The organism is Pseudodesulfovibrio cashew, from assembly GCF_009762795.1.
Lineage (GTDB): Bacteria > Desulfobacterota > Desulfovibrionia > Desulfovibrionales > Desulfovibrionaceae > Pseudodesulfovibrio > Pseudodesulfovibrio cashew.
Genome location: NZ_CP046400.1, coordinates 2234793 through 2259149, shown reverse-complemented (window position 1 = coordinate 2259149; position 24357 = coordinate 2234793). Strand labels below are relative to the sequence as shown.

Annotated in this window: 21 protein-coding genes; 7 read left to right on the top strand and 14 right to left on the bottom strand. The window is 58.1% G+C overall.

The window, feature by feature from the left end; all coding sequences use genetic code 11:
* From fdnG to GM415_RS10045, 4 genes are all read left to right on the top strand, one after another.
* Window positions 1-3048: a formate dehydrogenase-N subunit alpha gene (fdnG, locus tag GM415_RS10060; protein WP_158947771.1), complete on the top strand. Its 3048-nt coding sequence runs from the start codon at window positions 1-3 to the stop codon at window positions 3046-3048.
* Entirely contained in the window at window positions 3048-3800 is a 753-nt protein-coding gene (locus GM415_RS10055) for a 4Fe-4S dicluster domain-containing protein (protein WP_158947769.1), read from the top strand. The genes fdnG and GM415_RS10055 overlap by 1 nt, the downstream gene beginning before the upstream one ends.
* A 24-nt stretch (window positions 3801-3824) precedes the next feature.
* The gene (locus tag GM415_RS10050; protein WP_158947767.1) at window positions 3825-4241 is read left to right on the top strand and encodes a cytochrome c3 family protein; all 417 of its coding nucleotides are present in this window, start codon (window positions 3825-3827) and stop codon (window positions 4239-4241) included.
* Window positions 4242-4773: 532 nt separating this feature from the next.
* On the top strand, window positions 4774-5901 hold the full coding sequence (locus tag GM415_RS10045; RefSeq protein ID WP_158947765.1) for an MFS transporter: 1128 nt from the start codon (window positions 4774-4776) through the stop codon (window positions 5899-5901).
* Between the two features lie 253 nt (window positions 5902-6154).
* Here the strand turns inward: GM415_RS10045 and GM415_RS10040 are convergent, their stop codons facing one another.
* The 8 genes from GM415_RS10040 to GM415_RS10005 form a co-directional block, all read right to left on the bottom strand.
* Window positions 6155-6613, bottom strand: coding sequence for a hypothetical protein (locus GM415_RS10040; RefSeq protein WP_158947764.1), 459 nt, complete (start codon window positions 6611-6613; stop codon window positions 6155-6157).
* 232 nt (window positions 6614-6845) lie between these two features.
* Entirely contained in the window at window positions 6846-7868 is a 1023-nt protein-coding gene (locus GM415_RS10035; protein WP_158947763.1) for an FAD:protein FMN transferase, read from the bottom strand.
* A gap of 137 nt (window positions 7869-8005) precedes the next feature.
* Window positions 8006-9232, bottom strand: a complete 1227-nt coding sequence (gene nqrF / locus GM415_RS10030) for an NADH:ubiquinone reductase (Na(+)-transporting) subunit F (RefSeq protein WP_158947762.1) — start codon at window positions 9230-9232, stop codon at window positions 8006-8008.
* A gap of 64 nt (window positions 9233-9296) precedes the next feature.
* A complete protein-coding gene (gene nqrE, locus GM415_RS10025) occupies window positions 9297-9905 on the bottom strand; it encodes an NADH:ubiquinone reductase (Na(+)-transporting) subunit E (protein WP_158947761.1) in 609 nt (202 codons plus the stop codon).
* 18 nt (window positions 9906-9923) lie between these two features.
* Window positions 9924-10541: an NADH:ubiquinone reductase (Na(+)-transporting) subunit D gene (locus GM415_RS10020; protein ID WP_158947760.1), complete on the bottom strand. Its 618-nt coding sequence runs from the start codon at window positions 10539-10541 to the stop codon at window positions 9924-9926.
* Between the two features lies 1 nt (window position 10542).
* Window positions 10543-11313, bottom strand: coding sequence for a Na(+)-translocating NADH-quinone reductase subunit C (locus GM415_RS10015; RefSeq protein WP_158947759.1), 771 nt, complete (start codon window positions 11311-11313; stop codon window positions 10543-10545).
* On the bottom strand, window positions 11306-12502 hold the full coding sequence (locus tag GM415_RS10010) for an NADH:ubiquinone reductase (Na(+)-transporting) subunit B (RefSeq protein WP_158947758.1): 1197 nt from the start codon (window positions 12500-12502) through the stop codon (window positions 11306-11308). Before GM415_RS10010 ends, GM415_RS10015 begins: the two co-directional genes overlap by 8 nt.
* A 6-nt stretch (window positions 12503-12508) precedes the next feature.
* On the bottom strand, window positions 12509-13849 hold the full coding sequence (locus tag GM415_RS10005) for a Na(+)-translocating NADH-quinone reductase subunit A (protein WP_158947757.1): 1341 nt from the start codon (window positions 13847-13849) through the stop codon (window positions 12509-12511).
* A gap of 707 nt (window positions 13850-14556) precedes the next feature.
* Between GM415_RS10005 and GM415_RS10000 the strand changes: the two genes are divergently transcribed.
* A complete protein-coding gene (locus GM415_RS10000) occupies window positions 14557-16125 on the top strand; it encodes a sigma-54 interaction domain-containing protein (RefSeq protein WP_158947756.1) in 1569 nt (522 codons plus the stop codon).
* Window positions 16126-16222: 97 nt separating this feature from the next.
* Here the strand turns inward: GM415_RS10000 and GM415_RS09995 are convergent, their stop codons facing one another.
* From GM415_RS09995 to GM415_RS09970, 6 genes are all read right to left on the bottom strand, one after another.
* Window positions 16223-16942: an ABC transporter ATP-binding protein gene (locus GM415_RS09995; protein WP_158947755.1), complete on the bottom strand. Its 720-nt coding sequence runs from the start codon at window positions 16940-16942 to the stop codon at window positions 16223-16225.
* Window positions 16930-17700 carry an ABC transporter ATP-binding protein gene (locus GM415_RS09990; protein WP_158947754.1) on the bottom strand — a complete coding sequence of 257 codons (771 nt, stop codon included), beginning with the start codon at window positions 17698-17700 and terminating at the stop codon, window positions 16930-16932. Before GM415_RS09990 ends, GM415_RS09995 begins: the two co-directional genes overlap by 13 nt.
* Window positions 17700-18716, bottom strand: a complete 1017-nt coding sequence (locus tag GM415_RS09985; protein ID WP_199244282.1) for a branched-chain amino acid ABC transporter permease — start codon at window positions 18714-18716, stop codon at window positions 17700-17702. Before GM415_RS09985 ends, GM415_RS09990 begins: the two co-directional genes overlap by 1 nt.
* 16 nt (window positions 18717-18732) lie before the next feature.
* A complete protein-coding gene (locus tag GM415_RS09980) occupies window positions 18733-19644 on the bottom strand; it encodes a branched-chain amino acid ABC transporter permease (protein ID WP_158947753.1) in 912 nt (303 codons plus the stop codon).
* An 81-nt stretch (window positions 19645-19725) separates the two neighbouring features.
* The gene (locus tag GM415_RS09975; RefSeq protein ID WP_158947752.1) at window positions 19726-20844 is read right to left on the bottom strand and encodes an ABC transporter substrate-binding protein; all 1119 of its coding nucleotides are present in this window, start codon (window positions 20842-20844) and stop codon (window positions 19726-19728) included.
* 412 nt (window positions 20845-21256) lie between these two features.
* Complete coding sequence (locus GM415_RS09970; RefSeq protein ID WP_158947750.1) at window positions 21257-21736, bottom strand: L-2-amino-thiazoline-4-carboxylic acid hydrolase; 480 nt, start codon at window positions 21734-21736, stop codon at window positions 21257-21259.
* A 194-nt stretch (window positions 21737-21930) separates the two neighbouring features.
* Between GM415_RS09970 and GM415_RS09965 the strand changes: the two genes are divergently transcribed.
* Entirely contained in the window at window positions 21931-23265 is a 1335-nt protein-coding gene (locus GM415_RS09965) for an L-cysteine desulfidase family protein (protein ID WP_158947748.1), read from the top strand.
* Between the two features lie 13 nt (window positions 23266-23278).
* The gene (locus tag GM415_RS09960; RefSeq protein WP_158947746.1) at window positions 23279-23665 is read left to right on the top strand and encodes a Rid family detoxifying hydrolase; all 387 of its coding nucleotides are present in this window, start codon (window positions 23279-23281) and stop codon (window positions 23663-23665) included.
* Window positions 23666-24357: the final 692 nt, after the last annotated feature.

Below are 24357 nucleotides of genomic sequence, written 5' to 3'. Positions count from 1 at the left end.
ATGAAACTTAATCGCCGTGACTTTGTGAAGCTGTCTTCAGCAACCGCTCTTAGCGTGGCCTTTTCCGGCCTCGGTGCGGGATGCAAGAAATCAGCGGTCGCAAAGATTGCCCAAATGAAACCCGAATGGAGCAAGGAAACGACTTCTGTCTGTGCCTACTGCTCTGTTGGTTGCGGGTTGGTAGTCACTACTTCTTTGGAGACCAAAAGAGCCATCAACGTGGAAGGTAACCCCGACCACCCCATCAACGAAGGCTCTCTCTGTGCAAAGGGCGCAAGCTCCATCCAGATGACCGAAAACAAGCTGCGTACCGGCAAGTGCCTGTACCGCGCCCCCTACTCCGGAGAATGGGAAGAAAAAAGCTGGGACTGGTGCAAAAAACGCATCGCCAAGCTTGCAAAAGAATCCCGTGATAAATCCTTCCAGGAAAAGAACGACAAAGGTCAGGTTGTCAACCGCAACATGGGCGTAGCCTCCCTCGGCTCCGCAGCGCTGGACAACGAAGAGTGTTACGCAATGCACGCATTCATGCGTGCCCAGGGAATCGTATACCTCGAACATCAGGCTCGTATCTGACACAGCGCAACTGTTGCGGCTCTGGGAGAGTCGTTCGGACGCGGTGCGATGACCAACCACTGGAATGATTTACAGAACAGTGATTGTATTTTGATTATGGGCAGCAATGCTGCCGAAAACCATCCCATTTCCTTCAAATGGGCATTGAAAGCGCAAGCCAAGGGCGGAAAGATCATCCATGTTGATCCGCGGTACACTCGTACGTCCGCACGTTCCGACAAGTACTATGCGCTTCGTTCCGGCTCTGATATCGCCGTTCTCGGCGGTATGATTAAGTTTATTATCGATAATAAGCGCTATTTCCTCGATTACATGCGTGATTACACCAACGCGTCTTTCATCGTTGGCAAGGATTACGGATTCGAGGATGGCCTCTTCTCCGGGTTTGATCCGAAGACTGCCTCTTATGACAAGTCAAAGTGGGCATTCGAAAACGACGCCAACGGCGTCCCCAAGATGGACAAATCCCTGCAACACCCGCGTTGCGTCTTCCAGATCGTGAAGAAGCACTACGAACGGTATACGCTGGACAAGGTCTCAAGAATGTCGGGTATCTCTCCCGAAGAACTGACCGAACTCTACGAGTTGTATTCCGCGACGGGTACTGCGAAAAAAGCAGGCACCATCATGTATGCGATGGGCTGGACTCAGCACTCCGTAGGCGTGCAGAACATCCGCGCCATGGCCATGATCCAGCTCCTGCTCGGCAACATCGGCATCGCCGGCGGCGGCGTCAACGCGCTGCGCGGCGAGTGCAACGTTCAGGGCTCCACCGACTACGCCCTCCTCTACCACATCCTCCCGGGATACATCGCGACCCCCCTTGCCGGACTGGACACGCTTGACCAGTACAACAAGAAGTTCGCGCCCGTGACCAAGGACCCGATGAGTGCGAACTGGTGGCAGAACTATCCCAAGTACTCGGCCAGCCTGATCAAGGCCATGTACTCCGATGACGATCCGAAGGACGCCTACAGCTACCTGCCCAAGTTGGAAAACCACAAGGCAAGCGAGTACTCCTGGATTCCGCTCATTGATCGCATGTACAATGGCGGATTCACCGGCGCATGGATCTGGGGAATGAACCCTGCATGTTCCAGCTCCGACTCCGTGAAAACCCGCAAGGCCATTGCCCAGCTCGACTGGATGGTGAACGTCAACGTCTTTGACTGCGAAACCTCCAGCTTCTGGAAAGGTCCCGGAATGGACCCGAGCAAGGTCAAGACCGAAACCTTCTTCATTCCTTGCGCCACCGCAATCGAAAAGGAAGGCTCGGTTTCCAACTCCGGCCGCTGGATGCAGTGGCGCTATGCCGGTCCGGAACCCAAAGACGGCGTGCTCACCGACGGCCACTACTTCCACGAACTGTGGGAAGAGATGGTCGAACTGTATGAGAAAGAAGGCGGAGCCTACCCCGAACCGATCACCCGCCTGAGCTTTGAAAATATGTGTGTGAAGAATGACCATGGTCACATGGAGTTCAGCGCACAGCAGACTGCAAGGCTCATCAACGGCTGGTTCACCAAGGACACTGTGATCAAGGGCAAGGAGTTCAAGAAGGGACAGCAGGTCCCGAGCTTTGCCTACCTCCAGGACGACGGCTCCACCACATCCGGCAACTGGCTCTACTGCAACTCCGTGAGTGACACGGAGAACAAGGCCGAACGCCACAACGCCGCTCAGACTCCTCTGCAGGAGAAGATCGGCTTGTTCCCGAACTGGACCTGGTGCTGGCCCGTCAACCGACGCATCCTCTACAACAGGGCATCCGTCGATTTACAGGGCAAGCCCTGGAACCCGGAACGAACCGTTATCGAATGGAACGGCAAGAAATGGGAAGGCGACGTTCCCGACGGCGGCTGGGCTCCCGGCACCAAGCATCCGTTCATCATGCGCAAGCACGGCTTCGGCCAGCTCTTTGGCCCCGGCCGCGCTGATGGACCGCTGCCCGAGTACTACGAGCCCTTGGAATGTCCCGTCAAAGAACATCCCTTCTCGAGCACGCTCCACAACCCGACTGCGGTTCAGATCAAGGGAGAAGAGAAGGCTGTTTGCGATCCGCGCTACCCGTTCGTCGGTACCACCTACCGCCTGACCGAGCACTGGCAGACAGGGTCCATGACCCGCTGGTGCGACTGGCTGGTGGAAGCCGAACCGCAGATGTTTGTCGAGATCAGCCCGCAACTGGCTGAACTTCGCGGCATCAAGAACGGTGAAAAAGTCACCATCGAAAGCGTCCGTGGTTCCCTATGGGCAATCGCAATGGTCACCGAACGCATCCAGCCGTACAAGATCGACGGCAATGACGTTCATATGGTGGGCATGCCCTGGCACTACGGCTGGGTAATGCCTGTCGACGGTGGCGACTCCGCAAACATTGTAACACCCAACGTTGGCGATCCGAACACCGGTATTCCCGAATACAAGGCGTTCATGGTCAACCTGCGCAAGTGGAAGGAAGGGGATAAATAATGAACGGCAAAAGCTTTTTTGTTGATTTGACCCTTTGTACCGCGTGCCGTGGTTGCCAGGTTGCCTGTAAGCAGTGGAAGAACCTCCCTGCTGAAAAAACCCGCAATGTCGGCTCCCACCAGAACCCGCAGGACTTGTCCTTTCAGACCATCCGTCTTGTCCGTTTCAACGAAGACCGTGATGCCGAAGGCAAGCTGCAGTGGTACTTCTTCCCGGAGCAGTGCCGTCACTGCCTTGAGCCTCCCTGCAAGTACATTGGAAACATGTACTGCAATGAAGGCATCAAGCAGGACGCCGACACCGGGGCCGTTGTCATGAACAGCCGCACGGCAGGCATTGGCGCGAAAGTGACCAGTGAAGAGCTGTGCCCGTACAACGTGCCTCGCATGGACGAAAAAAGCGGAGAATGGTTCAAGTGCGACATGTGCCTGGACCGTGTGCAAGTCGGCCGTCTGCCCGCCTGTGTTCAGAGTTGCCCCACCGGCACCATGAACTTCGGCAACCGTGAGGACATGCTCGCGCTTGCGGAAAAACGCCTGGCGGAAGTCAAGAAGACCAACCCTGATGCCTACCTGGCAGACCCCGAGTCTGTTCGAGTCATCTACTTGTGCGCCGCTCCGCCGGAAAGCTATAACGGCAACCTGCTCGCATCAGCCGATGGCAGCAAGCTGGCGAAAAAGGCTTTGGCCAAGGGAGGCGTCAACCGCCGCGAGTTGCTCGTCGGCCGTTTCGCTTCCAAGGCAAAAGCGTAACCAAGCATACATAAAGGAAATATCATGAAAAAAGCATTCATCATGTCCCTGCTGTGTGTTTGTCTTACCGCAGTGTTGGCCTTTGCCCAGTCAGAACTGGTGTCGTCCATCGATGCTCCTGACGATGACCTTGAGATCAATGTCATCAAGGGAAACAGCAAGCGTGACCTGGGAGTGGTCTTCAACCATTCCAGTCATGAAGGTATCGATTGCTTCACCTGTCACCATAAAAACACGGTCAAGGACGAACCCGAGTCCTGCGCGAACTGTCACACCGACACCGCGCCCGACGCCCAGGGTCCCAAGTCCTACTTCCGTGCGATGCATGTGAAGAACCCGGGACGGACCTCCTGTCTCTCCTGCCATGAGGAAGAATTCTCTGGCGACAAGGACATGACGGGTTGTGCAAACTCCTCCTGCCACCCTGAAGGTTTGTACTAGGGCGACAAGAGGAAAGCCGTACAACGCACCAGATACCGAACTCATTGATATGAATGAAGGTCGGGGTCCGGCCAGAGTATGGCGAAATCGTACTGAAACACACTAACACCCGGGGCGGGGCACCTCACCCGCCCCGGGTTTATCCTGCCCGGCTTATCAGACTGCTCAAAATGCTCGCAGGAGAGGCGCAAGAAGGAATCAGGGCCGTATGTCGACCACATGCAGGGACTTGAGCAAGGATGGCGAGGATTTTGAACAGACTGATAGGAACACCTCCGTAAGCAGACGCGCCGGACCTTGCGTCACATGGCTAACGGAGTTTCTTGAGGCCCCACGCAGCGTGCTATCTGCGTGGGGCCTCTTCTTGACTCATCCGCCTACTCACCCAACAATACACTGGAAGTACGCATCGAAAACACGTAAGAGAAAAGCCCTATTGTGAGGAGATCTCGGCGTGATAAGGCACCTCAATTTTTTCGGGCAGGATTGTTGGAATGACATTTCCAAAGCCCAACGGCGAACAGCTCAATCCATGCTTTGGGCGGCGTTCTTCTCCACGTTCGGAGTCGGCGCGTTCTCGTTTGCCCTGTCCGCCAACGCCGGGGCCTCGGGACTGTCGACATCCTGGCTCGGCCTCGCTTTCTCCGGGTATTTTCTGGCGCGGCTCATCCTTGCCCCTCTCGCAGGCTACGGGGCCGACTATATCGGAGCCATGCCGCTTCTTCTCACGGCCACCTGCGCCGGGGCCGCCATTCCCGCTCTCTACTCGGCCTATCCAACACGGGAAGCCCTCGGGCTCATCCAAATCGGACTGGGGTTTTGCGTCGGCATAGTCAAACCCGTAAGCATGTCCCTCCTGGGAAAATGCGCCCCGCCCGACCGCCGTGGCCGCCTGTTTGGCGCGTACAACACCTATCTGTACGCGGCATTCATTCTGGGGCCATTGGCAGGCGGACTGACCGGCAACATGGACGGAGGCATCGGCACATTGACGCTCGCCTTGCCCGCCGTGAGCATGGGCCTGACATTTCTGCTGTGTCTTAGAGGCGGAGCAGTCTCATCGGCCACGCCGGGAAAGCAGGCCAAGGCAGGAGGCCCGCCCTGGCGCGATTTCGCGTTCATTGCCCTGCTGCTGGCCGTTTTTGGCCGGACCCTTGGCTCCTCGGTGATCGTCACCTTCCTGCCCAGGCTCATCAATGAGCATCTGGGCTTGAGCGGTGTCGCCGCAGGCATCCTGTTCACCCTGCCCAACATCGTGATCCTTCTGGGCATACCCGTAACAAGCCGATGGGCGGATATCCGCGACCGGACCGGCCTGACATTCCTCGGAATGGGACTGTGCGCGGCGTGCGTCTTTGGCCTCGGGCAGCCGATCCCCTTGTGGGCTTTCGCCTGCCTGGGCGTGGTGATGGGACTCGGTTCGGCGCTCTCCCTGCCGGCGTCCATGTCACTTGCCGCCGACATGGGATTCGCCAAGGGAAGCACCATGGGCATTTTTTTGGGCGTGGCAAATCTGGGCTTTGTTCTCGGTCCTGGGCTGGCCGGCTTTGCGGCGGAATACGGAACCATGGCGGATGCCTTCGAGCTTGCCGCCATTTTGGGAGGACTGTGCCTCTTGCCCACATTCCTGCTCATGACCAAAAGGCTCCACGTCGAGTGAGCGACGCCTCTCGGCAGGGGACAGATGAAAGCTCCTGTGTCGCCCCGGCGAGTTACAAAGCCGAAACGAGCGCACCCTCGAGACACAACCGCCTGACTAGCTCCCGCACTTCCTCCAATTCCATTTGCCAGGCTGCCAGACACTCCATAAAGGATACCGGTAGGCAAACGAAAAGTGCCCCACTCCAAAGAGCGGGGCACTGGCAACGTCTAGGTATGACCCGCCGGTGCGGCGGGAAACACAAACACGGTATTTACATGTCTTCGATCATAAGCGAGGTCTTGGCCAGCTTGATCTTTTCCTTTTTCTCGAACTCCAGCAACCGCTCAAACACTTCGCTCACTTCGTCGGGGACTTCCTGGGCCAGCATGGCCTCATAGGTCTCCATAAGGCACTTATCCAGATCCAGGGCGACAAGGATGGCTTCCTGCGCGGTCGTATCCGGACCGAGATTGGCATCGAAGAACGGGGAAAGGTCACATTCCTCATGGACGTACATGAACCACGTGTTCAACACCTTTTCGGTAAGACCTTCCTCGTATTCATCCATGATATAAGCCAGGTTGTCATGGTGACGGCTCATGTATTCCAGCAGGATCTTGACCCGCTCTTTTTCCACCGTGTCAGACAACCCCTGATACAGATCACCCAACTTCCTGTGAAACGCCTTCACTTGGTCAATAACATCCCGGGCAGTTTGGACATTTGTCATACGGTTCTCCTTGGCTTCTATTCCGAAAGCGTTGATTAATGCTTTTTATCAGTACACTTTTTTTCAAAGTTATACTTGCCACATCGGCAACCGGATCCGTCACCGGCCTGGATGGAACCCTGGCAAGATCCCCGGATGCAACCTCTCTTGAACATGACGCCAAGCGCCAGTCCGGTAAAGGCAACGACAAAAATAACCGCTGTTAATATAAGTAATTCCATGAGTTAAATCCTCATTTCAATGTTTCATGTTGAGGAAAATCGCCGGTCGCCGTTTCAGCAAACCCGTCGGCTGTCTTCACGAGAAAGAATGCCGACAGATTTTCCCTTTTAGCTACCTCGATTCCTCGCTTGGGGCCAAGCACCATCAGGCCGGTGGCCAACGCATCCGCTCGGGCACAAGTATCATCCATTACGCTCACCGAAACAAGCGAATGACTGATCGGGCGACCTGTTGTCGGGTCGAGGATATGGGAATAGCGAATGCCATCCTCCTCGAAATAGTTCCGATAGTCGCCGGATGTGGCCATTGCCTTATCCGTAAACGAGATGATGGCCTGTACGGAGCGCTCCATGGTCACCGGTTTTTCCACGGCGATTCGCCAGAGCGAGCCGTCCGGCTTTTTCCCACGGGTTCGTATTTCTCCACCGATCTCGACCATGAAGCTGGTCACTCCCTGACTGTCGAGCCAGTCGCCGACCGCGTCAACGCAGTAGCCCTTGGCTATGGCGCCGAGGTCGAGAGACATCTTCGGATCGCCTTTCCTGAGGGCCGGAGGGTCTAGACGGACCTCGATACGGTCTTCACCGACCAAGGCCATGGCCGTTGCAATGGCCTGCTCAGGCGGCACGACATCGACGCGTTGCGCCTTGCCGAAGCCCCACAAGTCCACCAGGGGAGCGATGGTGATATCGAACGCACCACCCGTCATGAGGTGGACCTGTCTGGCCACTTCGGCGACCTGGGCCAACCTGCGCGACACCGGAAACCAGTCGGTTTTGTCGTAGGCGTTGAAGCGCGACAACTCCGAATCGGGGTCGAACAGGGACATGGCCGCATTTACTCCGGCCACCTCCTGTCCGATTCCCTTATACACGGCGTCAGAGGTGAGACCGTCGTGCAGGCCATACGCCACTATGGAATACGTGGTGCCAAGAGCCTTTCCTTGGAAGCGCACAGGTTGCGGGTCGTTCGCACACCCGCTTGCAAGAAGCAGCAGGACGAGCAACCCGGCGTATGCATTCAGGGAGGCCATGGGCCTCTTCATCATCGTCATCCTTTTGTTGCGGATCACCTGAGGTGGTCCTGTGCCGCCCCATCGGGGCCAAGCAGGGGTCGGAGAGCACCCGCTCTCCGACCCGTGTATTCATGTAGTGTTGCAGACAACCCGGACTAAGCGCCGAAGTTGTCGTACATGATGTTTTCTTCTTCCACGCCCTGGGAAAGCAGCATGTTTTCCACGGCGGAGGCCATCATCGGCGGCCCACACATGTAGAACTCGCAGTCTTCCGGAGCGGGATGGTCCTTGATGTAGTTCTCAAAGAGGACCTGGTGAATGAACCCGGTGTATCCGGTCCAGTTATCCTCGGGCTGAGGATCGGACAGGGCAACATGCCAGGTGAAGTTCGGGCACTCCTCGGCCAGCTTGTCGAACTCTTCCACATAGAACATCTCCCGCAGGCTTCGAGCGCCGTACCAGTAGCTGATCTTGCGTGTGGAGGCGAGCCTCTTGAGCTGATCGAAGATGTGCGAACGCATGGGGGCCATGCCCGCGCCACCACCGATGAAGATCATTTCCGCATCGGTATCCCGAGCGAAGAACTCGCCATAGGGACCGGAGATGGTGACCTTGTCACCTTCCTTGAGGCCATAGATGAACGAGGACATCTGTCCGGGAGGCGCATCCGGGGCGAACGGCGGCGGAGGACACACGCGCACGTTGAGCATGATGATGCCCTTCTCGCCGGGATAGTTGGCCATGGAATACGCACGGACAATGGGTTCCTTGACGACCGAGGTGTAACGCCACAGGTCGAACTTGTCCCAGTCTTCCCTGAACTTGTCGCCGACTTGGAAGTCCTTGTAGTGGACCGTGTGCGCCGGGGCCTCGATCTGGATGTAGCCGCCAGCGCGGAAGTCGACGTTTTCGCCTTCCGGCAACTGCAGGGTGAGCTCCTTGATGAAGGTCGCGCGCGGGATGTTGGACTTGACCGTGCATTCCCACTTACGGATATCAAAGATTTCCGCGGGGACCTCGATCTTCATGTCCTGCTTGACGTTCACCTGGCAGGAGAGACGCTTGCCCTCGCGGGCTTCGCGCTTGCTGATATGCGAGGTTTCGGTCGGCAGGATGCCGCCTCCGCCCTCGAAGACTTTACAGGTACACTGGCCGCAGGAGCCGCCGCCACCGCATGCGGAGGGGACGTAGATTTCCTTTTCGGCCAACACATTGAGGAGTTTTGCACCGGGGCGGACCTCGATGGTCTTCTCCGGATCTCCGTTGATTTCGATTTTTACTGTGCCGCTTGGGACAAGTTTGGCTCTGGCGAGCAAAATGAACACGCACAGTGAAAGCACCACTCCGGTGAACATAGCCACGCCGAGTATGATCTCAACCATAATACTTCACTTCCCGTAATTTGACGTTTGGTCAATGAAGGACGCGTCAGGCGTCCGAAAACACCTACATCTGGATGCCAGAAAACGACAGGAACCCGAAGGACATCAGCCCGACCACGATGAACGTGATGCCGAGTCCGCTCAGTCCCTCCGGGACATCCGAATACTTCATTTTCTCGCGGATACCGGCCAAAAGCACGATGGCCAGCGCCCAACCGATGCCGGAACCCAGACCAAAGGTCACGGATTCGGCAAAATCATAGTCACGCTCCACCATGAAGAGAGAAGCTCCCAAGATGGCGCAGTTGACGGTGATCAGCGGCAGGAAGATGCCCAGCGCGTTGTAGAGCGAGGGCACGTACTTATCCAATGCCATCTCCAGGATCTGGACGATGGCCGCGATAACGCCGATGTAGGAAATCAGCCCGACGAAGGTCAGGTCCACATTGCCGAAGCCGGCCCAGGACAGGGCTCCTTCCCGGAGGAAGTAGTTGTAGAGCAGGTTGTTGACCGGCACCGTGATCGTCATGACCACGACAACGGCGACACCAAGGCCCAGGGCCGTGGCGACCTTTTTGGACACGGCCAAATAGGTGCACATGCCCAGGAAGAACGCCAGGGCCATGTTTTCGATGAATATCGATTTAACGAATATGTTTATGAGATGTTCCACAGCTCACTCCTTTCAGGCTTAGCGCTTGTTCTTCCGCGATTCGTAAACGTTCACGGACCAAATCAGCAGCCCGATGATGAAGAAGGCGCTGGGGGGCAACAGCATGAGCCCGTTGGGTTCGTACCACCCGCCTTCCGACGTCAGCTTCATGATCCCCAGTCCGAAGACCTTGCCCGAGCCGAAGAACTCACGCAGGAAGGCGACGGTCATGAGAATCAATCCGTAACCGATGCCGTTACCGAGACCATCGGCAAAGCTTATCGTGGGATTGTTCTGCATGGCGAAAGCCTCCGCCCTGCCCATGACGATGCAGTTGGTGATGATCAGGCCGACGAACACGGACAGCTGTTTGCTGACCCCGTAGGCGAACGCCTTCAGGAACTGGTCAACGATAATAACCAGCGTCGCGATGATGGTCATCATCACGATGATGCGGATACTCGACGGGATATGCCGCCGGATGGCGCTGACCGAGGCGTTGGAGGCCGCGGTGACGAAGGTCACCGCCAGGCTCATGACGAATGCCGTCTCAAGCTTGGTGGTAACGGCCAGAGCCGAACAAATTCCGAGAATCTGGACGGCAATGGGGTTGTTCTCCAGAAGCGGCTTGAATAATGCTTCTTTGAATTTAGACATATTATTCACCTCTCTCCGTGGCGAGTCGCTTCAGGTAGGGACCGAAGCCGCCGGTGTTCAGCCAGTACTGCACCAGGTTGGTGACGCCGCGCCCGGTGAGCGTGGCTCCGGCCAATCCGTCCACCTTGTAGGCGGCCTTGGGATCGTCGGCGCTCACGTTGCCCTTGATGACGTCAATGACGGCCTGGCCCTGATCATTATAGACCTTTTTGCCGATCCACAGGCCCTTCCAGTCGGGGTTGTCGACTTCGCCGCCCAATCCGGGAGTTTCGCCGTGTTCATAAAAACCGAAGTTTTTGACGGTATTGAGGTCCGGGCCAAGGGCGATGAAGCCGTACATGGTCGACCACAACCCTTTTCCGTGGATGGGCAGGATGACGCGCTTCAGTTGGCCGTCTTCCTTGAGCAGGTAGACATTGGCGAGCTTGGAACGGTGTCCGATACCCGCCTGATCTTCCGCCGGAGGAATCACGATGCTGGCTTCCGGGTCCTTGGCCGCCTTGCGCTGATCAAAGGCCACAGCGTCCACATCGACATATTCTCCGGTGGCCAGGTCCACCACCTTGGATTCAATCTGTTTGTATTGTTCGTCAACGGACTCGTCTTCATTGTAGATGCCCGCTGCCTTGAGGATGTTTTCCTTGCGTTCGTTAACCTTGTTAGCCTCCTGGATGGGCTTCAACCCGACGGCTGCGGCCGCCACAAGCAGCGAGCAGACCAGGCACAGGGTAAAGGCCACCCCAAAGACTTTTTTAGTGGAATCGTTAGACACTACGCACCTTCCTCCGCTTGATATTGGCCCGCATGACAAAGTAGTCGATGGTGGGCGCAAGGGCGTTGCCGAAGAGAATCGCCAACATGACGCCTTCGGGGTAGGCCGGGTTGAATGTCCGTATCAGGATGATCATTATCCCGATGAGTGCCCCGTAGAAGTACTGCCCCTTGGGTGTCATCGACGACGACACCGGGTCAGTGGCCATGTAGACCGCACCGAATGCCAGGCCGCCCATGACGAGGTGCCACAGCGGGCTGATCTGGACCATGGGGTTGGTCACTCCGCCAACCGCGTTGCACACGATTGCCGTAGCAATGGAGCCCACAAGGATGGCCGACATGATCCGCCAGGAGGCGATGCCGGTGAACAGCAGCACGGCCGCGCCGATGAGGCAGGCCAGGGTCGAGGTTTCACCGATCGACCCGGGAATGGTGCCGATGAAGCAATCCCACCAGGAGTACTTGGCCATGACGGCGTTGATGCCGCCCTCGGCAGCCAGCGCCAGGGGAGTTGCGCCGGAGACGCCGTCCACGGCGACCCAAACGCCGTTACCCGAAATCGCGGCCGGGTAGGCGAAGAAGAGGAAGGCACGAGCCAGCAACGCCGGGTTGAAGACGTTCTTGCCGGTACCGCCAAAGATCTCCTTGCCGATGACCACGCCGAAGCTGGTGGCCAGGGCCACCTGCCACAACGGGATCTGCGGAGGCACGATCAGCGGAATGAGCGAACCGGTGACCAGGAAGCCTTCGTTGATTTCATGTTTGCGGACGATGGCGAACAAGGTTTCCCAGAAGCCGCCCGCGATGTTGCACACGATATAAATGGGGAAGAAGTACAACGCCCCCAGAATGATATTTGCAGAGTAGCTCGTGGGGTCCGCGGCGAGGCCGAAGAGCTTCATCACGCTCCAGCGCCAGCCGGTGCCCGCATCGAGGCCCATGGCCGCCAATGCGCTGTTGGCCTGATATCCGGTGTTCCACATGGCCATGTAGAAACAGGGGATCAGGGCGAAGACCACGATTATCATGACGCGTTTGAGATCGATGGCATCGCGCACATGCGGCGCTCCCGAGCTGGTCTCCTTGGGAGAGAGCAGGAAGGTGTCCACCATCTCGTAGAGCGGATAGTACTTCTTGTACTTTCCGTCTCCAGTGACAGCATTGTGTATTTTATTAAGCAGACTCATAAGACCTTATCCTTCCTTCTCGATAAGAGTGAGAGCTTCGCGCAGCATGTGCCCGAAATCGTTCTTGCCGCAGTCCACGAAGGACAGCAGGGCAAGATCTTCCTCATCGAGCTCCAGGCAACCGAGATTCTGGGCCTCGTCCGTATCCATGGCGGCAAGGGCCCGCACAAGATAGGTCGGGAGAATGTCCAGCGGCATGACCTGGTCAAAAGCACCCGTCGGGAAAATCGCCCGATGGCTGCCGCCAAGGAGCGTGCTCATGGTAAAGCGCTTCCCCTTCTTCAGGGAGGACAGGAAGACGGGCTTGGCCGAAAACTTGTCCGAACCCGGCTTCATCCAACCCAGCAGTTCGCGATCACCGCCCTCGGCGATGGCTGAAACCTGGTTGTGGAAGCGTCCGAGGAAGGCCAGGGGGCCCTCGGCCGTATGGCCGGAAAGGACCGATCCCGAAATGGTGCGAACATCACCCTGAACAAGCGCTCCGGCCAGCACGTCCGACAGACACGCGCCCAGGCGGGTTTTGAGGATGCACGGCCGCTTGACCATGGGGCCGGCCAGAGAGACGTACCTGTCCGTGTAGAGCTGCCCCGTGGTGAAGAGCTTTCCGATGGCGATGACATCCTGATAGCCGAGATGCCAGACCGTCTTTTCCGTTCCCACAGGATCGAGGAAATGGATATGGGTCCCGACCAGTCCGGCCGGATGCGGTCCGGCAAAGACCTGGTTCTTCGTTTCCTGAATCGTCGGCAGGGGATCGCCGTCGCCGCTGCAGACGTGAACGTCGCCTTCGGTCAGCCGGGTCAATACCCTGAGACCGTCCTGCCAGGCTTCCGGATTCTTCCAGATGATCGGAACAGGGTTAGCGGCCAGCGGATTCGTGTCCATCGCAGCAACGAAGATGGAATGCGGGACCGAATCCGGAGCCGGGGTTTTGCTGAACGGGCGCGTGCGAAATGCAGTCCACATGCCCGAGTTGACCAGATTATCGACAATGGCCTGTCGGTCAAGGCCGAGCAACTGGTCCGATTTGTACGCCGGGAATTCCACGGCACCGGCGGTTTCATCCAGCTCGATGACCACGGATTGCAGCACCCGGCGGTCCCCCCTGTTGATGGCAACGACCTTGCCTGCCCCAGGAGCCGTAAAGACGACGCCGTCGATCTTCTTGTCTGTGAAGATCAACTGGCCGAGCTTGACCGTGTCACCTTCGGAAACGGCCATGGTCGGCTTCATGCCGACATAGTCCCCACCCAGGACGGCCACGGTACGCGGTGGATTCCCTTCCAGGAAATCCGCTGCAGGCTCGCCCGCGAGGGGAATGTCGAGTCCTTTCTTGAGTTTTATCATGAAAAATACACCTTACCCTAAAATTAAAACGCATTTAGGCTGGACGTGAAAGGCGCACGGCACCACGCACGTCCGGGTTCACCAAAGAACCGGCAAGCCGATTTTGCAACTTTAACAAGGTGCTTTCGGCTCACAGGTCAGACATCTGACCACCTCGATTGAATATACCCAGAAAGCATGATTTTGTAGATGGACTATCAGTCCCGCTATAGCCGGTCAAGAGCTTGTGAAAATTTTCTCCAGCAAAAAATCCAATGATTTTCTTTCCCCCTCCTCAAGCACCAACAGCACACTGATTATTGAGGCGTGCTAATCAGGGGGTATTTATGGATAATATTCTATAATTTGTTACCATTCTCGACTATTCAACAGTTCAAACAACTATTATCCGCTACATTCCTATTTACGCCCAGAAAAAATCGCCCAAATGGAGCTTGGTGTTATTATTTTTGGAGCACCCCAAAAACCCTGCCGGGGAATTTCCAACCGACCTTGAAATGAGATGGTTTCAAGGCAACCAGGCAGTCGAAGCGAAGGTCATCGAAATTCGACTTCCGGCAGTAAGAATTTCTCACCATGAGGCATTTGTCTTTACAGAATTATCACCCTAACGTATCTAGCAATGAGAAATTCAAATTGAGGTAATCGTGGCACCAAAGACAACATACGCTCCAAACTGGGTACTCTCGTCGGAACCAAGAAATGCCGTGGTTCTCGGCGTTCTCGACGCCTGCCATGAGCTGCAGCGGCTCGTGAAAATTCTTACCCGGCTGATCGGGATCGATCTTTTCGTCATCAACTCGGAGTATCTGTGCGTGGCCGGGTCGGGAGCCTACGAAAGCGCCGTGGGCTGTGTCAGCCCCAGAGATACGGCCATCGGCTACAGCCTGGTCAGCGGCAGGGCAACCATGGTGGCCAACCCGCGCGACAACGACACCTGCCACGAATGCTCCCAGCGACTCACCTGTCGCGATCTTTCCAACTACACCGCGCCCATCACCGTGCGCGACAGAGTGGTGGCGGCAGTGCAGGCCGTGGCCTTCAACAAGGAGCAATGCGTCATCCTGAAGGAAAAGGCGCCGGACATCGCGGAAACCATCACCCTGTTCCTGGTACAGACCTGCGAGGCCAACGCCCGAATGCTCACCGCCCTGGGCGGATCGGGCGACGAGCCCGAAACCGCCGGCCTCGAGCGCCTGGTGGGCGAGAGTTCCGCCATGCGAGCCCTCAAGGACGATATCATCCGCTGCGCCCCCCTGGACTCCACCGTGCTGCTCCAGGGAGAATCCGGCACGGGCAAGGAGCTGGCGGCCCAGGCCATCCACGACCTCTCGTTGCGCGCGTCGGAACCCTTTGTGGCGGTGAACTGCGGAGCCATCCCGGAATCCATCATCGAAAGCGAGCTGTTCGGCTATACCTCGGGAACCTTCACCGGGGCGCAGAAAGGCGGCAAGCCCGGTCTGTTCGAACACGCCGACGGCGGCACCCTCTTCCTGGACGAGATCGCCGAGCTCCCCCTGGCCCTTCAGGTCAAGCTTCTGCGCGTTCTCCAGGAACGCAAGGTCATGCGCCTGGGCGGACGCAAGGAGCACGAGTTCGACGTGCGCATCATCGCGGCCGCCAACGTCGACCTGGCCGAGCGTGCGCGCTCAGGCAAATTCAGGCAGGACCTCTACTACCGGCTCTCGGTCATCCCCCTGCACGTGCCTTCCCTGCGCCATCGGGAAGGTGACGTGGAGCTGCTCGTCAACCATTTCGTCCGCCTCTACGCCCGCCGCAGGGGCGAAACGCCGCCCCCGGTCGCACCGGAGCTCATGCGCCGCTTCATCGAATACTCCTGGCCCGGCAACGTGCGCGAACTGAAGAACTTCGTCGAATACGGCATCAACCTTCGCAAGGGGCGCAGCCTGAACCTGGCCACCCTGGCGGAACGATTCAATGCCGCAGACAACTCACTTGGCCGACACAATTTCGCACCGTGGGAGCCGTTGAACGGCGGGCACTGCCCCAGTACGATCTCCCCCGGCGGAGCGGTCGTTCATCAACCGGAAGCACCGGGACGGCATGGCATCCCGGTCTCGGGCGCACGGCCCCGGAACGACTGGGACAAGGAGGTCTCGGAGCAGGAAGCGCTGATTCAGGCCCTCTCCCGGCACGGCGCAACTCTCGACGGGAAAAAGCGCGTGGCGCAGGAGCTGGGCATCAGCGTGGCCACCCTCTACCGCAAGATCAAAAAATACGGACTGCTCGAAGCCTACCGTTACGACGTAGGCTGAGCCCGCCCTTCCCTTTCTTACAGCCACAACGTGGACGCCCCGAAAAGCCAGGCTTTCCGGGGCGTCCAATTTAGGAGGTGGGGATAAGGGCAAAGAATCAGACGTGGGCATGCCCGCCCAGGTAGGCGGCCTCAAGACGATCGTCCTTGGCAAGCTCGGCAGCGCTACCCTGCATGATGATTTGTCCGCCTTCCATGATGTAGGCGTAGTCGGCCACGGCCAGGGCGGCCTTGGCGTTCTGCTCGACGATGAGGATGGCGGTACCGGCCTCGCGAATCTTGACGATCAGGTCGAAGATGCACTTGATGACCAGCGGCGCCAACCCGAGGGAGGGCTCGTCCAGCAACAGGAGCTTCGGGCGGCCCATCAACGCACGGCCGATGCACAGCATCTGCTGCTCGCCGCCGGACATGGCTCCGGCCTGCTGCTTGAGCCGTTCCTTGAGGATGGGGAAAAGCTCGAAAACCCATTCCCTGTCCTGCTTGAAGTGCTTCTTGTCCTGATGGTAGGCGCCGAGGAGCAGGTTTTCCTCCACGCTCATGTTGGCGAAGATCTGCCGTCCTTCGGGAGCCTGGCAAAGGCCCTCCCGGACCACCTTGTCGGAGCCGATGTTGGTGATATCCTGACCATTGAAGAGGATTTCCCCTTCCGTCACCTGATAGATGTTGGAGATGGCCCGCATGAGCGTGGTCTTGCCGACCCCGTTGGACCCGAGCACCGTCACGATGCCTCTCTCCTCAACCTTGATCTCCACGCCCCGCAGTATCTGCTGGACGCCCATGGCCACGTGAAGGTTGTTGACATTTAAAACTGACATTCTTCCCCTCCCAGGTAGGCCTCGAGGACGGCCGGGTCCTTCTGAATGGCCTGCGGCGTGTCGTCCGCAATCTTCTTGCCCAGGGCCAGGACCATGACCCTGTGGCAGATCCCCATGACCAGCCCCATGTCATGCTCAACCAACAGGATGGGCAGCCCTTCAGCATTGAGGGTCTGGATGAACTCGGCAAGTTCGCCGGTTTCCTGTTCGTTGAGTCCGGCAGCGGGTTCGTCCAGAATCAACAGTTCCGGGTCGGTGCTCAGGGCGCGCGCTATCTCAAGATATTTCCGCTTGCCGTAAGACAGGTTGGCGGCAAGCTCGGCTCCCAGGGAGTCCAGCCCCACGCGGGAGAGGATCTCCCAGGTGCGCTCGCTCACCTCACGGTCCCGGGCGCATTCGAACGGCCAGATCGCCCGCCGCAGCGAATGTCCCAGAGAGCCTATGGCACCGATGGACACGTTATCGAACACCGTCATGTTGGGCATGATCCGCAGGTTCTGGAAGGTGCGGCCGATGCCGAGCTTGGCAACCTGATACGGCTTAAGTCCGGTAATGGGCTTGTCCATGAACCGGACTTCCCCTTCGCTGGGCGGATAAAATCCGGTCAGGCAGTTGAAGAAGGTGGACTTACCCGCGCCGTTGGGGCCGATAAGCCCCACCAGTTCACCCGGCCGCATGACCATGTCCACGTTGTCCACGGCGACGAGCCCGCCGAAGCGGCGTGTCAGCCCCTTTGTTTCCAAAATGGTATCCGACATTATTTCCACCCCACGGACTGGCGGCCGTTCCAGGCCGCGTTGAACTGCCTTCTGGCCATCTGAATGGCCGAGACCTCACCCAGAATGCCCTTGGGCAACAGCAGGATGGACAGGAACATGACTACGCCCACGGCGACCATGCGCATGTCACCCAATCCACGGGCGGCCTCAGGCAGCATAATGAGCAGCAGCGCTCCCAGAATGCCGCCGGGCAGGGAGCCCAGACCGCCGACCACGACCATGGCCAGAATCAGGATGGATTCGCTGAACTGGAAGCTGTCGGGGCTGATGTATCCCACGCTGTGCGCCATGATGGCGCCGGCAATACCCGCAAAAAAGGTGCTCGCCGCAAAGGCCTGAATCTTCAGCTTGATCACATTGATGCCCATGGCCTCGGCGCACTGGTCGTCCTCGCGCACGGAGCGCAGGGCGTTGCCGAAGTAGGAGTTGGTCATGCGCCAGATCAGGTAGATCGAAATGCACGCCAGCACCGCGGTCACATAGTAGATGGAGAGCAGGCTGGTGAACTTGTAACCGAAGATGGTTATGGGCTCGAATATCTGCACGCCCATGGGGCCGCGCGTTACCGAAACCCAGTTGAGCAGGGTCACGTGGATGATCTCGCCCACGCCCAGCGTGGCCACGGCAAAGTAGATGCTGATCAGCCGCATGGTGGGCAGGGCCACCATCGCACCGGCCAGCCCGGCGGCCAGCCCGCTCAGGGGCAGCGTGACCAGGAAAGGCAGACCGTAATTGGAGGCGAGCAGCGCGGCGGTATACGCGCCGATGCCGAAGAAGGCGGCATGTCCCAGGCAAAGCAGCCCTGCCGTGCCCGTGATCAGGTTCATGCTCGCGGCCAGGATGCAGAAGATGAGGGCCGAGTTGGCCACTTGCATGTAGTAGCTCTTGCCGATGGCGGACAGCGCGGCGGGCACCACGGCCAGGACCAGCAGGAGAATGGCTGCGGTCAGTAGCTTGGCGCGCATCGGATGTGCTTTCATATTGGTGTCTGTCATGGTGCAGTCCTTGATGTTAGACACGTTCCCGGCGTGCGCCGAAGATGCCCTGCGGGAAGAAGATAAGGGTGATGATCAAAAAGCTGTAGGCGACCATGTCGCTCCAGCCCTGCGTGAGGTAGTTCGTGGCCAGCGCCTCGCAAACGCCGAGGATCAATGCGCAGATGACCGCACCGGGGATGCTGGAGAGACCGCCCATGACCATGGCGACGAAGGCCTTGATCGAAGGGGCGAAGCCCATGGACGGGAAAATGGCGCCGTAATACAGGCCGACCATGATGCCGGCCGCGCCGCCGAGCATGCTGCCCACGGCAAAGGTGGCGATGATGGTCTTGTCGACGGAAAGGCCCACGTATTTCGCACCCAGCGGGTTATTGGAAATGGCCCGGATCGAAAGCCCCGTACGGGTATGGTACAGCACGTACTGCAGCCCGCCGAGCATCAGGATGGAGGACCCCAGGATCAGGAACTGCCCCGAAGACAGGGAAAGCGGCCCCACCGGAATGGGATTGTTCAGCAGGTACTGGCCGGGGATGGTCTGCATCTCCGCACCGAAAAAGTGCTGGATCAGTTCCTTGATGATGATGGAAACGGCCAGCGAGGATAACAACGTCGCCTCGCGCATGGCGCGTGATTTGAGTGATGCTTCATCCTGGAAGCGCCTGAAGGGTTTGAAGGCGATTCTCTCCAAACCTATGCCGGCTATGGCACCACCCGCCAGGGCGACCAGGATTACAATGGCCAGGGGTGAGCCAAAGGCGTTGATGCAGACCAGACCGGCAAAGGCGCCGAGGGTGTACATCTCTCCGTGGGCGAAGTTGACCACATTGAGCACACCGAAAATGAGGGTGAAGCCGATGGCGATCAGTGCGTAGATCATGCCCACGCTCAGGCCATTGATGACTTGCATCAGGTAATACGTATCCATGGGGGAAATTTCCTGTCGTTTGGGTGTCGGCGGGGCCCGGAGGCCCCGCCGGATATACTCATGTACCGGCTGAGACTCCGATTACTTCACGAGCTTGTATGCGCCGTTGACGACCTGCATCCTGGCCAGCCCCTTCACCGGCTCGCGGGTCTCGGGGTCGAAGGTGGTCGAACCGGTCACGCCGGGGTAGTCCTTGGTGGCGGCGAGAGCGTCACGCAGGGAATCGCGGGTAACTTCCGGTCCCACCTTGGCGACGGCATCCAGCATGATGCCCACAGCGTCATAAGCCTGGGCAGCGAACATGCTCGGAGCGGAGTTGTAGCGCTTCTCGTACTCAGTCACGAAGTGGACAACGTGCTCCTCGGGGCTGTCGGGCATGAAGGTGGTGGACAGGTACATGCCGTTGGCGGCATCACCGGCCAGCTCGAGCAGCTTGGGGGAGTAAAGGGAAGAGGTTCCAAAAACAGGCACGTCGATGCCGAGCTGGTGACGCTGCTGCAGAACCATGGCGCCCTCTTCATACATCATGCAGAGGTAGATGGCCTGGGGCTTCTCGCGAACGACCTTGGTCAGAATGGAACGGAAGTCGCGGTTGCCCGGGTTGAAGTATTCGATGCCGGTGACTTCGCCGCCCAGACCCTTGATGGCCTCGGCAAAGTTCTCAGCCGCAGAGATGCCCCAGTCATTCTGGATGGCGATGATTGCGAATTTGCTGAAATCAAGGCTCTTGGCCCACTTGGCCACGAAGGGACCTTCGAAAGCCTGGGTGGTGATGTTGCGGAACTGGTACTTGCCAACCTTGGTGAAGTCGGGGTGGGACGCGGTCTGGGAAAGCTGAGGCATGCCTTCCATGGCGTAAACGCGGCCACAGGCCATGGACACGGTGGAGGTGAAGTCACCCAGCACACCGACGATCTGCTCGTCGTCCACAAACTTGCGGGCAATGTTGATGGCTTCCTTGGGGTCGGACTTGGAATCCTCGAACTGAATCTCCACTGTCGCGCCCTTGAGCTTGCCGGACTTGTTGAATTCCTCCAACTGCATCTTGGCGGAGTTGCGGAAAAGCTCGCCGTACTGCGCGTGGCTTCCGGTCAGGGGCAGGGTGTAACCCAACTTGATCACTTTGTCGGCCTGAGCCACCGACGCCATCAGCATGGCTGCCAGAGTCACGGCTGCCACGAGCACTTTCTTCATGTTCATACTACCTCCCGGTAAGAATACTGTTTCTTCCAACAGGGCGGCCCCGATAATCCGGGAACGCCCCTCCGGGGGGCGTACTCCGCCTCTCTCTCATGACTGTCCTCAGCAATCCGCATGCCATACGCCTCACTTTTGGCTGCGAACCGTTCCTGAGCCCCCGGACATTGGCAAAAACCCACTCGGGACGCAACATTTCTCGGTCTCTATTATGTACCAAAGGGTTTTTCTCCCCCCTTGAAAAATCATTCTCATTCCCGGCTGTGACATTATTGTGAATTTATCAAGATCGAATGAGATTTCTCGTCAAAATGAGAACTTCTCACTGATAATGAGAAATCAAAGTTGAAAAAAAACGGGAACCGGTGGCATGACGCCAAACCGATTCCCGCATTTATCTGTGACTGGGAATTAACTACTTGGAGCGGACCTTCAGGTAGCACTTGTCCTTGCTGCCCTCGGGAAGAGCGGTCATCTCAAAATGGAAACCAGCACCTTCGAAGGTTCCATAGTCAATGATTCCGGCAACTTCACAAAGAGTGGCGCACTCTTCATCAGAAAGGCCCATATCGATCCAGGCGTTCTTCAGGGGGCAGTTGTCGAACTCGATGTCCAGGCCGCCCTCGTCGCAGCGGGTAACGGTGGGAGCAAACATCTTTCCGTCGTCGGGGATGCCGCCCAGGAAGGCGTCGCGAAGACCTTCGAAGTTGCCCGGAGCGAACTGCTTGAAGTTGGCGCCGATCTGCTCACCGCGTCGGTAAATACCTTTTTTCATGACCTCTTTGGCCTTTTCCATGCCGAACTCCTCGACCATGGCGTCGAAGACGAGCTTGTAGATGATGGCCCGATTGGTGTTGGCGGCGTAGAGCTCTTTGCGAAGCTTTTCTTCACTCATTGGATTCTCCTTCTCTTTAATGGATAACAACGGTCTTTCCGTTGAATGTCTGTTGATCTGTTCGATTCACTGCAGGATACATACCGATTGGCAACGGTACGAAGTTGGCATCATACTTGAAAATGCTTTCAAAACAACAACCGAGATCCCGACGAGATTCGATCTCTATAACGTATTGAAATAAAAGGACAGCCATGGATCTGCACGTATTTTTCGCCAATGAGGTCAAGCCCGCTCTCGGGTGCACCGAGCCCGGTGCGGTGGCTCTTGCGGCCAGTGCCGGCGCAAGGCATCTGGCCGGACCGCCCAAGCATATTCACCTCCGCCTGTCGGCCAATATCTACAAGAATGGCCAGTCCGTGGGCATCCCAGGCACTCCAGGGCTCAGCGGCAACCTGCTGGCTGCCGCGCTGGGCGCCTTGGGCGGCGACCCAGACAAGGGGCTTCAATCCCTTGAAGGGATAGACGAATCCGCCATCAACAAGGCCACCGAGATGCTCGATTCGGGCTGCCTGACCCAGGAGGTCGTCAACGACGTTCCCAACGTTTACGCCGAAGTGGAGATGCTCCGCCAGGGTGAAAGCGTGACTTCGGTCGTCGCCTACGCCCACGACCAGATCGTGGAGATCACCCACAACCGCAACACCGTGTTCGAGGGGCAGGAAGGGGACAGCGGTTCCGGCCGACTCCCGTCCTACCTCGCTACGCTCATGCGCATGGAGTTCTCGGAAATGTGGGAACTGGCCGGCTCCATCGACGACGAGCTCGAAACCTTCCTGCTGCAAGGCGCGGAAATGAATCTTAATGTGGCGAAGCAGGGCCTGGAACGCCCCTGGGGCCTGGCCGCCGGGTATGTGGCCGCGGCCAACATGCGCGAGGCCGACCTTCCGGCCATGATCCGGGCCTGGTCCTCGGCCGCAGCCGACGTGCGCATGGACGGCGGCAAGTGGCCCGTCATGAGCAGCGCGGGCAGCGGCAACCACGGCCTGACGGCCATCATCCCGCCCGCCCTCGCGGCCAAGACCTGGAATCGCTCCGACAGGGAGCTGGCCGAAGCCCTTGCCCTGTCCCACCTGGTGACCGGCGCCATCAAGGCAAAAACCGGACGCCTTACCCCTGTCTGCGGATGCTCCATCGCGGCAGGAGCCGGAGCCGCCGCAGCGCTTACCCGGCTGGCCAAGGGCAGCGCGGAGCAGGCGGAGCAGGCGTCGGCCTATGTTCTCTCTTCCGTGCTGGGCATGATCTGCGACGGAGCCAAGGGCACCTGCGCCCTCAAGGTCGGCACCGCCGCAAGCGAAGCGTACCTGGGCATGCTCCTTGCCACCAAGGGCAAGGGACTCTCCTCCCAGCAGGGCATCATAGGGCCGCGATTCACGAGCAACGCCAAGGCTGTGGGAGAACTCTCCGGCGTGGGCTTCGCAGCTGTGGACGCGGTCATCATCCGGCTCATGAACCAACAAGTTTCCGCACCGACTGCGTGCTCAACCTCTCCCGAAGCCCGAAAGGCGGACGAGAACCACTCCAATTAACGAGGTATAGACAATGAGCGACATCACCTTCATCGCCACCGAAGACGCCCCGGCCGCCGTGGGCCCTTACTCCCAGGCCGCTATTTCCAACGGCATGCTCTACGTGAGCGGCCAGCTCGGCCTCAACCCGAAAACCATGACCCTGGCCGAAGGCTTCAACGCCCAGACCCAGCAGTCACTGGACAACCTCAAGGCCATCCTGGACGCCGCCGGGTGCTGCACGGAAGACATCGTCAGCGTGGACGTGTTCCTGGTGGACATGGGCGAATTCCAGAGCCTCAACAAGTTGTATGCGGACTTCATGGGCGATCACAAACCCGCCCGTGCTGCCATCCAGGTCGCCGCTCTGCCCCTTGGCGGCCTGGTCGAAATAAAATGCGTGGCCAGGGTGCGTTCCTGACCAAGACAAGGGATCTGATCCCTAGAGCACCTTTCTCCTCCCATACAGGCCACTCATGAACAAGGGCTGCGGTATTACCGCAGCCCTTTTCGCTTTATCCCCACGCTGCACCTCGATCCGGTAGCGCATTCGTTCTCCGAGAGCAGTTCCCTGCGGAAAATCCGCCTCTCCGCCGGACCATCGAGCACCTCCCGCTGCCCCTCACCCCTTTGCGCCGAATCGCGCCCTCCCCCCACTCTCTTGACGTACTTTCGCAGAACCTCTGGGGGCTGCTCCTGCCCAGCTCGAAAACCGAAACGGCTGAACCAGCAATGCGAGTACCGGGGGATGCACCAATAGATGAAAACAGACGTCATTCATTCAGGCATTTCGTGTGCGGCCCGCTCCAACCTTCGACTGACAACCGCTCCCAAAATGGCTCTCGGAAGTAAAAGGCCCTTCCTCGAACCAAAGGAGGCTCACACGTTCGACGAGAGGCATCTCCCGATTTCGGCACATACGGACTTTTGCGCCATGCAGCGCGATCGCGCAATCAAATAAACGAATATCGGCAAGACGCTTGCAAGAAAAAAACATTATATTTCATATTATTACTTGTAACTCGCAAGCAAAAAATCGTGGCATGGTTGTTGCTTTTTGCCTGTTTTTCAAACGTCTTCGAACATACTGTCCGGACGAAAATCTAGGGGCTG

Excerpts from the sequence above, each read along its gene's own strand:
- GM415_RS09960 (WP_158947746.1), top strand. The coding sequence starts at position 23,279 with ATGAGCGACATCACCTTCATCGCCACCGAAGACGCCCCGGCCGCCGTG.
- GM415_RS09980 (WP_158947753.1), bottom strand. The coding sequence starts at position 19,644 with ATGGATACGTATTACCTGATGCAAGTCATCAATGGCCTGAGCGTGGGC.
- GM415_RS10005 (WP_158947757.1), bottom strand. The coding sequence starts at position 13,849 with ATGATAAAACTCAAGAAAGGACTCGACATTCCCCTCGCGGGCGAGCCT.
- GM415_RS10045 (WP_158947765.1), top strand. The coding sequence starts at position 4,774 with ATGCTTTGGGCGGCGTTCTTCTCCACGTTCGGAGTCGGCGCGTTCTCG.
- GM415_RS10010 (WP_158947758.1), bottom strand. The coding sequence starts at position 12,502 with ATGAGTCTGCTTAATAAAATACACAATGCTGTCACTGGAGACGGAAAG.
- GM415_RS10040 (WP_158947764.1), bottom strand. The coding sequence starts at position 6,613 with ATGACAAATGTCCAAACTGCCCGGGATGTTATTGACCAAGTGAAGGCG.
- GM415_RS10055 (WP_158947769.1), top strand. The coding sequence starts at position 3,048 with ATGAACGGCAAAAGCTTTTTTGTTGATTTGACCCTTTGTACCGCGTGC.
- GM415_RS09990 (WP_158947754.1), bottom strand. The coding sequence starts at position 17,700 with ATGTCGGATACCATTTTGGAAACAAAGGGGCTGACACGCCGCTTCGGC.
- nqrF (WP_158947762.1), bottom strand. The coding sequence starts at position 9,232 with ATGGTTGAGATCATACTCGGCGTGGCTATGTTCACCGGAGTGGTGCTT.
- GM415_RS09965 (WP_158947748.1), top strand. The coding sequence starts at position 21,931 with ATGGATCTGCACGTATTTTTCGCCAATGAGGTCAAGCCCGCTCTCGGG.
- GM415_RS10020 (WP_158947760.1), bottom strand. The coding sequence starts at position 10,541 with ATGTCTAAATTCAAAGAAGCATTATTCAAGCCGCTTCTGGAGAACAAC.
- GM415_RS10035 (WP_158947763.1), bottom strand. The coding sequence starts at position 7,868 with ATGGCCTCCCTGAATGCATACGCCGGGTTGCTCGTCCTGCTGCTTCTT.
- GM415_RS09985 (WP_199244282.1), bottom strand. The coding sequence starts at position 18,716 with ATGACAGACACCAATATGAAAGCACATCCGATGCGCGCCAAGCTACTG.
- GM415_RS09995 (WP_158947755.1), bottom strand. The coding sequence starts at position 16,942 with ATGTCAGTTTTAAATGTCAACAACCTTCACGTGGCCATGGGCGTCCAG.
- GM415_RS09970 (WP_158947750.1), bottom strand. The coding sequence starts at position 21,736 with ATGAGTGAAGAAAAGCTTCGCAAAGAGCTCTACGCCGCCAACACCAAT.
- GM415_RS09975 (WP_158947752.1), bottom strand. The coding sequence starts at position 20,844 with ATGAACATGAAGAAAGTGCTCGTGGCAGCCGTGACTCTGGCAGCCATG.
- GM415_RS10050 (WP_158947767.1), top strand. The coding sequence starts at position 3,825 with ATGAAAAAAGCATTCATCATGTCCCTGCTGTGTGTTTGTCTTACCGCA.